The following is a 13,112-nucleotide window of genomic DNA, read 5'->3' on the forward strand; positions in this document are numbered from 1 at the left end:
GTGAGGCCAGTCCGATACCGGCGTGAAAAAAATTAGAAAACACCGCTCGTAAATGACTGGCATCCACTGTCATCAACCGTTATTCTTGCCAGTACAGTCCCGTTCGGGGGATAAGCCGTTCGTTATCCGTCGTCATGCAAGAGGGTCTTCCTCACCATGATGACCGCACTGGAGCATGTCTTTCATTTCCATGTGCCAGTGCACAGTTTCCCGATGCTCGCGCACCGTTTCTCCGGGAATCTGTTCATCAAGGCGCTGATCTGATCAATCCGCGCCGACTGCATCAAAGATTCCCTCACGGGAAAACCGAAAGGGCCTCCATCTGGAGGCCCTTTTTTTGTCTGCTCGCTTTGTCTGCTCGTGCTGTCAGCTCGATTCCTGCCGGTGCGAGCCATTGATCCGACACGCCGTCCGTCAGTTCATCGGCACGGCATGGCGCACTGGATCAGCGAGCCCTCAGGCCTGCCAGGCGGCCAGTGCCGCGAGGTGATCCTGGCGCGCCTGTCCCGGCGTCACGGCCGCCAGCCGCACCCTGGTGCCCGGCACGCATTGGGCGAGCTGCGCGCAGGCCAGTGGCGTCAGCGCGCCAAGGCGCGGATAGCCGCCGATGGTCTGGCGATCATTGAGCAGGATGATCGGCTGGCCATCGGCGGGCACCTGTACCGCGCCCAGCGGAATGCCTTCGGAGACCATCCCGGCACCGTCACGCTCCAGACGCGGGCCGGTCAGACGCACGCCCATGCGATCCGCGCGTCCGTCCACTGCCCAGTCGCGGTTGAAGGCGCGAAAGAGGCTGTCGCCGCTGAATTCGGCAATCTGGGCGCCTACCACCAGCGCCAGTTCGAGCGCCTCGCCCTCCTCGGGGGGCAGCGACTGCTGCCATGCCTGTGCCGACGCCGGCAACTCGCGCAGCGACAGTTCATTGCCGGCCGCCGTGAGCACATCGCCGCTGGCCAGTGCATGGCCTTCGCCATCCAGCCCGCCCAGACCATCACGCACGGTACAGGCCGCACTGCCCAGCACCGGGGCGACATCCAGCCCACCCGGGAAGGCCAGATAGGCGCGCAGCCCGGCGACCGGACGCTCGAACTTGAGCACCTGCCCCGCCGTCACGGCGAAGGCCTGCCCGGGCAGCAACGCCTCACCATCCAGTGTCGCCGCCAGATCAGCGCCACACAGCGCCAGCGTGCCCGCCTGCCCGACCTTGAGGGTCAGGCCGCCGCCCATGGTGATCTCGAGTCCCGGCGCATCCGGGGCATTGCCCAGCAGCCAGTTGGCCCAGCCCAGTGACACCCAGTCCGCCGCGCCGCCCTGGGTCACGCCCAGATGGCGGACACCCAGGCGTCCCGCGTCCTGTACCAGTGCCAGGGCACCGCTGCGCTCGACGTCGAGTCTCACGCGCTTGTCGTTGTCGGCACTCATGCGCGCTCCTCCAGCGGGGTGACATCGCCGCCCAGACGAACGAATTCCTCTCGGCTCACGGAAACGAAACGCACGCGATCACCGGGCATGAAGCGACTGGACGGCTCACCGGCCTCGTTGCGACCGAACAGCGTGATGGGCGTGCGGCCCAGGATGTTCCAGCCACCGGGAGAGCGGGACGGGTAGATCGCGGCCTGACGGTCGGCGATACCGACGCTGCCGGGGGCGATCTTCTGGCGCGGCGTCTTGAGGCGCGGTGTGGTCAATGCCTCCTCCAGCACGCCCATGAAGGCGAAACCGGGGGCGAAGCCAAGCGCGAACACGCAGTAATCATGCGCGCCATGCCGTTCGATCAACGCCTCGACACTGATGCCGAGACGCGCGGCGATCGGCGCAAGCTCCGGACCGACACTGTCGTCGTACCAGACGGGCACCTCGTGCAGCTGGCCCTGCTGACCGCTCTGCGGAGCGAGGTTCTCGAGGGCCGCCTGGATACGGGCACGCACCTCGCCTTCTTCCAGTGCCGCCACGTCATAGTGCAGCAGCAAGGTGGTATAGGACGGCACCAGATCCACCAGCGCCGTGCCGAAGGCCTCACGCAAGGCCCCGTCAGCGGCCAGAATCCAGGCCATGTTGGATTCCTCGATGCGGTCGAACAGCCGGATGATCAGCGAGTCCATGCCGACGGTCTCGAGGCGCAGTTGCGGTGACGAGCCACGTTCGTGGCTATTCCCCCCAGCCATCAGGCACCCGCCAGCGCATCGAAGGCGTCACGGATGGCACGCACCGCCGCCACGGACTCGGCGTTGTCACCGTGCACGCACAGGGTGTCGGCACTGAGCACCAGATCACCGCCGCTGCTGTCGGTGAGGGCTTCACCGCGCGCCAGCGTCACCGACTGGGCGATGATCACCTCGCTGTCGTGATGCACGGCGCCGGGCTCACGACGCGAGACCAGGTGACCGCGCGAGTCGTAGGCACGGTCGGCGAAGGCCTCGAACCACAGCGTGATGCCCATCTCGTCGGCCAGTGCCTGCATCGGTGCCGGATTGGCGGTCGCCATCACCATCAGCGGCAGGCTGGCGTCATAGCGCACCACGGCCTGCATGACGGCGCGCAGTAGCGTCGGGTCAGCGGCCATGTCGTTGTAGAGCGCACCATGCGGCTTCACATACTGGACGCGAGTGCCTTCGGCGCGACAGATACCGTCGAGCGCGCCGATCTGATAGAGCAGCATGTCCTCGACTTCCGCAGGCGAACAGGCCATGGAGCGACGCCCGAAGCCCTGCAGATCCGGATAGGCGGGATGTGCGCCGATGCGCACGTCGTGCTTGACCGCCAGCCGCACGGTGCGGCGCATGATGGTGGGGTCAGAGGCGTGGAAGCCACAGGCGATGTTGGCGCAATCGACGTAGGGCATGACCTCGTCATCGAGGCCGATCTTCCAGTTGCCGAAGCTTTCGCCCATGTCGCAATTGAGCAGAGGGAGGGAGGGAGCGGAACGGGACATTGAGACACCTCGCAGGATGATCTTGTGTGTTGTTATCCCTCCACTCTAAGTAAGGCCATGCCTCGGTATCCAATCGTATTTTGTGATTCGTTATATCGATGAAATCTTTCATTACCAGAAGGTATGAAAGCCCAGTCAATCATCCGCTTGCCTGTCAGACCGCCACATGCTTCTGTCTGGGGCACCCCGGACAGCCACGAAAGGGCCGTCATCTCTCCGAATGCCGGCCTGACTCAGGCGACCGACGCGTCCTGTCTGGCGGAACCACCCACAACAACAGGAATTTCCACATGGCCGTCAGTGATCCGTTCCACCTCGCGATTCAAGTGCGTGACATCGCCGAAGCCCGGCGCTTCTATGGCGAATTCCTCGGCTGTCCGGAGGGACGCTCCTCGGACAGCTGGGTCGATTTCGACCTCTACGGCCACCAGTTCGTCTGCCACCTGAACCCGGCACTGGCCGACCCTGACAACCCGCTCGCCCAGCACCGCAATCCGGTCGATGGGCATGGCGTCCCGGTGCCGCACTTCGGGGTGGTACTCGAGATGGAGGCCTGGCAGGCACTGGCGGATCGTCTCACTGCCGAAGGCGTGACATTCGAGATCGCACCTCATGTGCGCTTCAAGGGCGAGCCCGGTGAACAGGCCACGATGTTCTTCCTCGACCCCACCGGCAACGCGCTGGAGTTCAAGGCCTTCAAGGACCGCGAGAGCCAGCTGTTTCGCAAGTGAAGGTCCCGCGCCGCGTCTCGTGCGGGGCATGCCCGGTGATGAAAGCTGACGCCCTGCACGGCATGCGGCAAGATGGTCGGTCTCAACGATTCTCACGGGGCATCTGTCATGTTCGATTTCAAGGAACTCGAGGCCTTTGTCTGGGTCGTGCGGCTCGGCTCGTTCCGCAAGGGCGCGACCAAGCTGCACCTCACCCAGCCCTCCATCTCGGACCGCATCAACCGTCTTGAGGCCGCCGTCGGCGAATCGCTGCTCGAGCGTGCCACCCGCCCCATCCAGCCCACCCTGCGCGGTCGGGAATTCTTCGCGCATGCCGAACGCCTGTTGAGCGGGCGCGAAGAAGCCATGCGCCTGTTTCAGGAGGAAGGCGCCTTTTCCGGCACGCTGCGTCTGGGCGTCATCGAGACCATCGCCAACAGCTGGTTCCCGGCCTTCATGCGCCAGCTGGCCGAGCGCTACCCCAAGCTGACGCTGGAAATGACCGTCGACATCTCGCCCTTTCTGCATCAGCGCCTGGCCGACAATGACCTCGACATGCTGTTCGCGATGGACAGCGCCGCCATGGGCCCCTACGCGACCCAGACACCGCTGTGCACCTTCGAGATGGGCATGTTCGCCTCGCCGACCCTCGCCGAGCAGCTGGCCCAGGACGGCGAATGCTTCGCCAGAACCCCCTTCATCTCCTTCAGCAAGCAGGCCCGTCCCTATACGGAGCTTGTCAGCTACCTCGCCGAACAGGGCATCACCCAACCCAAGGTGCACTGCACCAGCACCCTGATGACCATTCTGCGCATGAGCAGTGAAGGACTGGGCATCGGTGTCCTGCCGGTCGCCACCGTCGAGGACGTGATCAATCACGGCGAACTGGTGCGTCTACCACTCGAGACCCCGCTGCCGCCGATGGTCTATGAGGCCATCTGGCGCAATGCCAATTACCCCGACTTCTGCGCCAGCGTGGCACGCCTCGGCCGCCAGTGTGCCGAGACCTACTCGCAGCAACACGCGCATGCCGATCCCTGATCAGGCCGCCTGCCATGCGCTGAGTCAGGGTTGATCGCGCCCCGCCCTGCATCAGATCAGCGTCAGACCAAGGTCTAACAATATCGCCAAAGGCTTTCATGCGACGACACGATGAAAGATTTCATCGATACTGTGAATCAGAATTAACGATTGGACGGGATGGCCTGTCACTTGAAGAATGAAATCGTCTGCCGACAACATTCAATAATAATGAGGAACTAGACATGCGTAAGCCCAGCGACTCCCTCACCCGCAAATCTGCCACCTCCAGTACCCTCATCGGACTGGCAGCCGCCGGTGCCCTGGCCTTCAGTGGCTCGGCCCTCGCGGCACAGTGGAACCTCGCCACTCCGTATGGCGATGCCAGCTTCCACACCAAGAACACCAAGCAGTTCGCCGAGGAGGTCACCGCGGCCACCGATGGCGAGCTGAGCATCACCGTGCACAGCGGCGGTTCGCTGATCTCCCACGGCGAGATCAAGCCGTCCGTGCGTCGCGGCACCGTCCAGGCCGGCGAGATCTTCCTGTCGATCCTGTCCAACGAATCGCCGGTCTACGAGCTGGACACCCTGCCGGGCGTCGCCTCCAGCTACGAGGAAGCCTTCGCTCTCTGGCAGGCCTCCAAGCCGGACATCACCGCGCTGTTCGCCAAGGAAGGCCTGATGCCGCTGTACGCGGTCGCCTGGCCGGCCCAGGGCATCTACACCGACTTCGACCTGACTGACGTCTCCCAACTCAAGGGCCTGCGCATCCGCGCGCCCAACATCAACACCCAGCGCTTCGTCGAGAACGTCGGCGGCAAGCCCACCGAGACCGAAGAAGCCGACATCCCCACCGCCTTCAGCACCGGCCGTGTCGACGCGATGATCACCTCCAGCTCCACCGGCAAGTCCATGTCGGCCTGGGATTACGTCAAGCACTACAACGACGCCAAGCTGTGGCTGCCGAAGAACATCGTCTTCGTCAACAAGCGCGCCTTCGATCGCCTCGACGAGAGCACCCAGCAGGCCGTGCTGGACGCCGCCAAGGCCGCCGAGACCCGCGGCTGGAAAGCCAGCAAGGCCGATGCCGACGAGAGCGCCAAGGTGCTGACCGAGAATGGCTTCACCATCACCGAGCCGGACGAGAAGCTGTCCGAAGACCTCAAGGCCGCGGGTGACAAGCTGTTCCAGGACTGGAAATCACGCGCCGGCGATGAAGGCCAGCAGCTGCTCGAGCGTTATCGCGCCGATCTCGATGCCTGAGCCCCGCCTGCCAGCGCCGGGCGTTCGTCCCATCAACTGAACGCTCGGCACCTGGCCGGTATCGTCACCCCGCCACGCGATGATCACGTCGCTCCCCTGTCAGCCTCTGCCCGCTGGCAGACGCGACACGGGTCTCCCCGACACGGCATCGCGTGGCCACCCTCACCTTCCCTGTGAGTGCATGTCATGACCTACTTCCTCGACAGACTCTATCGCCTCGGCGCGTGGGGTGCGGCAGCTTGCATGCTGCTGATCTGCACCCTGGTCAGCCTGCAGGTCTTCCTGCGCCTGATCGACGCCATCCTGGTGATGTTCGGTGCCGAACGTCTCGGCTTCGAGATCTCCGGCGTCTCGGAAATGGCCGCCTTCCTGCTGGTCGGCGCCACCTTCCTGAGCCTCGCCTATACCTTCACGCACCACGCGCACATCCGCGTGACGCTGGTCATCAATCGCCTGCCGCCCGCCGTGCGCGTGTGGGTCGAGAGCCTGGCGCTGCTGATCGCACTGAGCCTGAGCGTATTGATCACCCATGAACTGGTACTGCTGGTCGGCGAGAGCCTCGAGTACCACGACATTTCCTCCGGCCTGCTGGCCCTGCCGCTGTGGATTCCCCAGAGCGTGCTGGTCGCCGGTACCGGCCTTCTGTGCCTGGCGATTCTCGAGACACTGATCGCCACGCTGCGCACCGCCTTCACCGCGCCCTCACGCTACGTGGCGCCCGAGCCCGAAGACGGAGCCGAATGACATGCTGACACTCATCCTCGTCACTCTGCTGGCCCTCGCCTTGCTGCTCGGCGGCGGCGTGTGGGTCGCCTTCTCGCTGATCGGCACCGGCTGGATCGTGCTGACCTTCTTCTCCAGCTTCGAGACCGGCCCGATCCTGGCCTCGGACTTCTGGGGTGCCAGCTACGGCTGGGACCTGACCGCCCTGCCGATGTTCGTGTGGATGGGCGAGATCCTGTTCCGCTCCGGACTCGCCGACAACATGTTCCGCGCGCTGGCACCGTGGCTCAATCGCCTGCCGGGCCGCCTGCTGCACTCCAACATCATCGGTAGCGGGCTGTTCGCCGCCGTGTGCGGCTCCTCCGCCGCCACCTGTGCCACCGTCGGCAAGATGACCCTGCCGGAGCTTGAGCGTCGCGGCTACGACAGCAATCTGGCCATCGGTACCCTCGCCAGCGCCTCGACCCTCGGTCTGCTGATTCCGCCGTCGATCATGATGATCGTCTACGGCGTGGTCACCGAGCAGTCCATCTCGCGCCTGTTCATCGCCGGTGTCCTGCCGGGCATGCTGCTGCTGGCCCTGTTCATGGGCTATCTGGCGATCTGGTCGAAGGTCGTCGGCGAGCCGCAGGGCCGTGCCGGCCATGATGAGCCGCACATGAGCTTCATGGCCAAGCTGCGCAACAGCGCCCAGTTGATTCCGCTGCTGGCACTCATCGGCGGCATCCTCGGCAGCATCTACGGTGGCCTGGCGTCACCAACGGAAGCGGCGGCGGTCGGCGTGGTGCTGTCGCTGATCATCGCGCGACTCAATGGCCACATGAGCGCCGCCACCTTCAAGGAATCGCTGTTCGCGGCGCTGCGCACCTCATGCATGATCGCCTTCATCATCGCCGGTGCCTCCTTCCTGTCCTCCGCGATGAGCTTCACCCAGATTCCGATGCAGCTGGCCGAAGGCATCGCCACCCTGGGGCTGTCGCCGACCATGCTGCTGGTGGTGCTGACGCTGTTCCTGCTGATCCTGGGCTGCTTCCTGGATGGCATCTCGCTGATCCTGCTGGTGACCTCCATCATCATGCCGGTCATCGAAGCCGCCGGTTTCGACCTGATCTGGTTCGGTATCTACCTGATCATCGTGGTCGAGATGTCGCAGATCACCCCGCCGGTTGGCTTCAACCTGTTCGTGATCCAGAGCCTGACCGGCAAGGACATCATCACCATCACCAAGGCGACGCTGCCGTTCTTCCTGTTGATGATCTTCTCCATCGTGTTGATGCACCTCTTCCCGGAAATCGTGCTCTATCTGCCCCAGGCCATGAACGGCTGATCCGGCCCTCCACGTCCCCGACGCACTGTCACGGCAGACAGATCCCCTCCCGGGGCGTCGTCCTCTTCCAGACCTCCCTTCGGGGAGGTCTTTTTCGTGGCTTCTCCTTCCCACGCCAAGTCGCTAGGCTTGTGACACGCAAGCGCTTCAGGCTGCCGCCCGTGCTTCACACTGACACGCCACCGCCGGACCTCACCGTGCCCGACTCCCTGACTTCGCCCGTCACCTCACCCATCGCCGACTGGCGCCGTCGAAAGCGCCATGGGGCCCTGTGGCTCTGGACCAGTGGCCTCGCGGTCCTGGCCGCCTGCCTGCTGGATATCAGCCAGGGCAGTGGCGAGCTGCCCCTGGCGCGTCTGCTGCCCGCACTGTGGCAGAGCGAAGCGAACGATCCGCTCGCCCACGCCATCCTCTGGCAACTGCGCCTGCCCATCGCGCTGATGGCGGTGACCGTCGGCGCCTCCCTGGCCATGGCCGGTGCCCAGATGCAGACCCTGCTGCACAACCCGCTGGCCGACCCCTTCACGCTGGGAGTCTCGGCGGCGGCCAGCGTCGGTGCCGGGCTTGGCCTGATCCTGCATCTCGACCTCGTGCAGCTGGTGCTGCCCGCATGGCAGAGCCTCGCAGGCGCGGGGCTTGGGGTCACGCTGAATGCCTTCCTCTTCGCGCTGGGGGCCTCGCTGGTGCTGTGGAGCGCACAGCGCCTGCCCGGCGTCGGCGTACAGACTCTGGTACTGCTGGGCATCGCGCTGATGTTCTTCTTCAATGCCCTGCTGGGCGTGCTGCAGTTCGTCGCCTCGCCCGAGGCATTGCAGCAGCTGATCTTCTGGTCGATGGGCAGCCTCGAGCGCAGCAGCTGGTCACGCCTGGCCGTGTTGAGCCTGGTGATCGCGCTGTGTGCGGTGGTCTTTCATCGTCGACGCAGCGAGCTGACCGCCCTGAGCCTGGGGGAAGCCCAGGCCCGTGCGCTGGGCGTGGACGTGCGCCGCCTGCGTCTGAGCGGCCTGATGTGCACGGCGCTTCTGACCGCCACCGCCGTCTCGTTCGTCGGCAGCGTCGGCTTCATCGGCCTGGTCGCGCCCCACATCGCCCGCCTGCTGGTAGGTGAGCAGCAACAGCGCCTGCTGCCCCTCTCGGCGCTGATCGGCGCCCTGCTGCTGTCGCTGACCTCGATCCTCAGCCGTTCGCTCATCCCCGGCGTGCTGCTGCCACTGGGCATGATCACCGCGTTGATCGGTCTGCCCTTCTTCGTCAGCCTGACGCTCAAGCGCCGAGGACACGACGGATGAACCAGCGACATGACGTGCCCACCGCCGAATCCAACGCGCCAGCCCGCCTCGCGCAGTCTCGCGTCGAAGGCGCTCTCGATGACCAGGGGCTCGTGCTTCAGGATCTCAGCGTCCTGCGCGGGGGGCATCCGGTGCTGGACATGCCGGGCACGCTGCGCGCACACCGTGGCGAGCTGACCGCCCTGCTCGGCCCGAACGGTGCCGGAAAATCGACCCTGTTGCAGACGATCGCCGGGCTGCTGCCGGCCAGCGGCCAGCTGTGTCTCGACGGGGAGGCACTGGCGTCCCTCACGCCACGCGAGCGCGCGGCACGTATCGGCTACCTGCCGCAGCTCAGTGAAGGCGGCGCGATGCTTGAGGTCTTCGAGTCGTTGCTGCTGGCGAGACGCCTGGCCGGCCATCTGGACGAGCAGGCCAATCTGCGCCACTGCGAGGCGCTGGTCAGTGCACTGGAGCTGACCCCGCTGGCCTCCCGACGACTCGGGCAGCTTTCCGGCGGACAGCGCCAGCGTGTCGCCATCGCGCAGGCGCTGGTACGCGAGCCGGCGCTGCTGATGCTGGATGAACCCACCAGCGCCCTGGACCTGCACTTCCAGCTGGCGGTGCTCGACTGGCTTGGCCGCGATGCCCGCGACCGTCAGCGCATCGTGATCGTCGCGCTGCATGACCTGAGCCTGGCCGCGCGGCATGCCGCCCAGCTCTGGCTGCTGGATCGCGGGCGTCTGGCGGCCAGCGGCCCGCCGCGCGAGGTACTGAGCGCCGAGCGACTGCGCGAGGTCTACGCCATCGAGGCACGGGTCGACTGGCCAGAGGATGGCAGCCCGCCCGCCATCGTGGCCCTTCACGCACTCTAGGCCTGCCAGCTCTTCCCGCTCTTCCAGCCCTGCCGGCTCTTCCCGTCCCTTCTGGCGCTTTGCGTTCTGTCAGGCGCTCCGCGTTCGCAAGCGCTCTTGGCCAGCCGCCTCTTGCCTTCTGGCGAAGACAAAAAAAACCGCCCCCGACGCATGCGTCGGAGGCGGTTCTTCACGGGGCCATCAGCCCTCACGCAGACTCAGGACAGGTGGGAGGCCTGAGAGCCGGTGTCGATCATGCCGTGCTGCTGGCCGCCACCATGACCGCCGCCGTGGCCGCCGCCGTGGCCGCCATGACCATGATCGAACAGACCACAGCCGCCGAGTGCCAGGGTGGCCGCGACCAGCGCGATCGGGAACAGATTCTTGATACGCATGAGACGTCTCCAATTCAAGGTTCGCTACACAAGACTCCTGTCAGCGAGTCTTCACTATGGCGTTCACTCTACTCACATCGGCGGCCAACGATAATCCTGCGCAACGCCTTTCCTTGATTGCTGCACACCGTGTACAACAATCGCGACGGGCCTGTCTGGGTTTTTCCGGCCCCGGTCCAGATCAACGCGCCTTGAGCCCGCGCATATGCGCCGGAATCACCATGCGCTCGAACAACTCGAACAACAGCTCCGCGCAGATGGCCAGCAGCGCCGCCGGAATCGCGCCGTACAGCACCAGATCATAGTCGTTGAGCGAAAGTCCCGTGACGATGGGTTCGCCCAGCCCGCCCGCGCCGATGAAGGCCGCCAGGGTCGCGGTACCGATGTTGATGATGGCGGCGGTCTTGATCCCCGTCAGCAGATTGGGCGTCGCCAGCGGCAGGATGACGTGACGCAGCTGCTCACGGCGCGTCAGCCCCATCCCGCGCGCCACCTTGACCAGCAGCGGGTCCACCGTCAGCAGTGCGGTGATGGCCGCGCGGATGATCGGCAGCAGGGAGTAGACGAACAGCGCGATCACCGCCGGCACCACCCCGATCCCGAACAGCGGAATCATCAACGCCAGCAGCGCGATGGAGGGGATGGTCTGCAGCAGGCCGGTGACGTAGAGCACGACCCGCGAGACCTTCGGATTGCGGTAGACCAGCAGTGACAACGGCAGACCGACCAAACACGCCAGCAGCAGCGCGGACAGCGTCAACTGCAGATGCTCGATGAGATTGGTCCCGAGCTTGTCCCACTTGGCGCCACTGACTTCGCGTTGCTCGGTGGTGATGCCCTGTTCCTGAATGAAGCGGCTGGCCACCTGGGCGAAGCTCTGCTCCTCGGTGGAGACCTCGGCATTCAGCGCCTGCATGCTGTCCTCATCGAGACTGCCCGCCAGCTGATCCAGCGCCGCGACAGCCTTCTCCGGCAAGGCGGCATTCACGAAGGGCACCGCCAGATACTCGGGGAAATAGCCCTGGTCGTCGTCGAGCAGCACGAAGTCGAAGCGCTGGATGTCACCCTCGGTGGAGTAGGCATCGGTGGCGTCGATCTTGCTCTCGCGCAGCGCCTGATAGGCGATGCCGTGTTCGATGCCACGGGGCACCTGCGGCAGCGCGTAGGCATCCGCCAGCCCCGGCCAGCCATCCGAGCGCTTGATGAACTCATGCGACATCGCGATCGAGAGCTCCGGGTGATCCGCCAGATCACCGATCGTCCTGATGCCCAGCGACTCGGCCTGCTCACGCCGCATGCTCACGGCATAGGTATTGTTGAAGCCCAATGGCTTGAGCACCCTGAGCCCCCGTTCACGACTCAGAGCATCGAGCTTGTCGAGCGGCGGCACGCTGTCCAGATTGAGGATGGCGTGCGCCAGGGTGCCGGTGTACTCGGGATAGACATCCAGCTCCCCCTCCGCCAGCCCCTGATAGGTGATGATGGTCTGCCCCAGCCCGAGACGACGCTCGACCGTGAAGCCGGCATCCTCGAGTACCTGGGCGAAGATCTCGCCGAGCAGATGGCCTTCGCGATCCGCCTTGGAGCCCACCACGATGGGCTTGTCCTCGGGCCATGCCGCGGCTTCCTCTTCCGCGCTGGCAAGCGGGCTGCTCACCAGGGCCCCCAGACTCGCCAGCGCCAGGCCGGCGATCATCAGCGCGCCGGACAGCCCGCGGCGCGAACGTTGCAGGACGGGAGTCGTCATCAGCGTCTTCATGCGCGTGCCTCCAGCAGTCGGGCCACGCGCTCATCCGCTGGCGCCCTGGTGATCGTCTCGGGACTGGCAGCCTGCAGCACCACGCCGGGTGCCATCACCACCATGTGGTCGGACAGACTCAGCGCCTCATTCATGTCATGGGTCACCATCACCACGCTGCGCGGCTCTTCCTGCTGCATGCGCTGGAACTGGGCATGCACCTCGATGCGCGTGATCGGGTCCACCGCCGAGAAGGCCTCATCGAGCAGCAGCAGCGGAGGCTCCAGCATCATCGCGCGACACAGGCCGACCCGCTGCGCCTGCCCGCCGGAAATCTCATGCGGATAACGCGTCAACAGCGCCAGATCCAGGTCCATCATCTGGAACAGCCGCGTGATGCGCGCCTTGACCCTGTCCGCCGTCCAACCTTCGCGGTCCGCCAGAATGGCGATGTTGTCGCGCACGCTGAGGTGCGGAAACAGGCCGATCTGCTGGACGGCGTAGCCGATGCGTCTGCGCATGGCGGGCAGATTGGCGTAGTCCACCCCCTTGCCGAAGACCTGTACCTCGCCGCTGTCCGGACGTATCAGCCCGTTGATCAGCTGCAGCAAGGTGGACTTCCCGCAGCCACTGGCACCGACCAGCGCGGTAATACGATCACGCGGCAGTTCGAGGTCGATGCCTTCGAACAATCGCTGACCCGAAAAGCCCTTGTGCAGATCGCGAAAGCGAACCGCCGGGGCGCGAGCATCACTCATCGAGAAGATCCTTCTTGCAGGTGAGAGGTGGGCAACGATGACGGCGCCTGCCCGTCGGTCAGGCCTTTTGCCTGCCATTCAGATTAACAGTGACACGCAGGTCAGGCGACTCTGGTCACGGC

General features: G+C 65.2%; 13 protein-coding genes. 7 read left to right on the forward strand and 6 right to left on the reverse strand.

The genetic code is table 11. The features are described 5' to 3' along the window. Window positions 1-456: 456 nt before the first annotated feature. Genes QD172_RS06890 through QD172_RS06900 form a run of 3 tightly spaced genes read right to left on the reverse strand, consistent with a single transcriptional unit; the run spans window position 457 to window position 2,932 of the window. Window positions 457-1,422, reverse strand: a complete 966-nt coding sequence (locus QD172_RS06890) for a biotin-dependent carboxyltransferase family protein (RefSeq protein WP_279855322.1) — start codon at window positions 1,420-1,422, stop codon at window positions 457-459. Then, the gene (locus QD172_RS06895) at window positions 1,419-2,165 is read right to left on the reverse strand and encodes an allophanate hydrolase subunit 1 (protein ID WP_136938725.1); all 747 of its coding nucleotides are present in this window, start codon (window positions 2,163-2,165) and stop codon (window positions 1,419-1,421) included. Before QD172_RS06895 ends, QD172_RS06890 begins: the two co-directional genes overlap by 4 nt. After that, window positions 2,165-2,932, reverse strand: coding sequence for a 5-oxoprolinase subunit PxpA (locus QD172_RS06900; protein ID WP_084208091.1), 768 nt, complete (start codon window positions 2,930-2,932; stop codon window positions 2,165-2,167). The genes QD172_RS06895 and QD172_RS06900 overlap by 1 nt, the downstream gene beginning before the upstream one ends. Window positions 2,933-3,222: 290 nt before the next feature. Between QD172_RS06900 and QD172_RS06905 the strand changes: the two genes are divergently transcribed. The 7 genes from QD172_RS06905 to QD172_RS06935 all read left to right on the forward strand — a co-directional run bounded on the left by QD172_RS06905 (window position 3,223) and on the right by QD172_RS06935 (window position 10,120). After that, window positions 3,223-3,663: a VOC family protein gene (locus QD172_RS06905; RefSeq protein WP_077374827.1), complete on the forward strand. Its 441-nt coding sequence runs from the start codon at window positions 3,223-3,225 to the stop codon at window positions 3,661-3,663. A gap of 108 nt (window positions 3,664-3,771) precedes the next feature. Beyond that, a complete protein-coding gene (locus QD172_RS06910; RefSeq protein ID WP_176503108.1) occupies window positions 3,772-4,683 on the forward strand; it encodes a LysR family transcriptional regulator in 912 nt (303 codons plus the stop codon). A gap of 224 nt (window positions 4,684-4,907) precedes the next feature. Beyond that, window positions 4,908-5,927: a TRAP transporter substrate-binding protein gene (locus QD172_RS06915; RefSeq protein ID WP_084208089.1), complete on the forward strand. Its 1,020-nt coding sequence runs from the start codon at window positions 4,908-4,910 to the stop codon at window positions 5,925-5,927. Between the two features lie 186 nt (window positions 5,928-6,113). After that, window positions 6,114-6,671: a TRAP transporter small permease gene (locus QD172_RS06920; protein WP_077374836.1), complete on the forward strand. Its 558-nt coding sequence runs from the start codon at window positions 6,114-6,116 to the stop codon at window positions 6,669-6,671. A 1-nt stretch (window position 6,672) separates the two neighbouring features. Further along, window positions 6,673-7,977 (forward strand): TRAP transporter large permease subunit, encoded by a 1,305-nt coding sequence (locus QD172_RS06925; RefSeq protein ID WP_077374839.1) that lies wholly within the window; start codon window positions 6,673-6,675, stop codon window positions 7,975-7,977. Between the two features lie 197 nt (window positions 7,978-8,174). Continuing rightward, complete coding sequence (locus QD172_RS06930) at window positions 8,175-9,266, forward strand: iron ABC transporter permease (protein WP_279855323.1); 1,092 nt, start codon at window positions 8,175-8,177, stop codon at window positions 9,264-9,266. Next, entirely contained in the window at window positions 9,263-10,120 is an 858-nt protein-coding gene (locus QD172_RS06935) for an ABC transporter ATP-binding protein (RefSeq protein ID WP_279855324.1), read from the forward strand. Before QD172_RS06930 ends, QD172_RS06935 begins: the two co-directional genes overlap by 4 nt. A 197-nt stretch (window positions 10,121-10,317) precedes the next feature. Here the strand turns inward: QD172_RS06935 and QD172_RS06940 are convergent, their stop codons facing one another. From QD172_RS06940 to QD172_RS06950, 3 genes are all read right to left on the reverse strand, one after another. Beyond that, complete coding sequence (locus QD172_RS06940) at window positions 10,318-10,494, reverse strand: hypothetical protein (RefSeq protein ID WP_279855325.1); 177 nt, start codon at window positions 10,492-10,494, stop codon at window positions 10,318-10,320. Between the two features lie 181 nt (window positions 10,495-10,675). Then, complete coding sequence (locus QD172_RS06945) at window positions 10,676-12,253, reverse strand: glycine betaine ABC transporter substrate-binding protein (RefSeq protein WP_205632736.1); 1,578 nt, start codon at window positions 12,251-12,253, stop codon at window positions 10,676-10,678. After that, window positions 12,250-12,990, reverse strand: coding sequence for an ATP-binding cassette domain-containing protein (locus QD172_RS06950; RefSeq protein ID WP_279855326.1), 741 nt, complete (start codon window positions 12,988-12,990; stop codon window positions 12,250-12,252). The genes QD172_RS06945 and QD172_RS06950 overlap by 4 nt, the downstream gene beginning before the upstream one ends. Window positions 12,991-13,112 lie beyond the last annotated feature (122 nt).

It is taken from the genome of Cobetia sp. 10Alg 146 (assembly GCF_029846385.1).
GTDB classification, from domain to species: Bacteria; Pseudomonadota; Gammaproteobacteria; order Pseudomonadales; family Halomonadaceae; genus Cobetia; species Cobetia marina.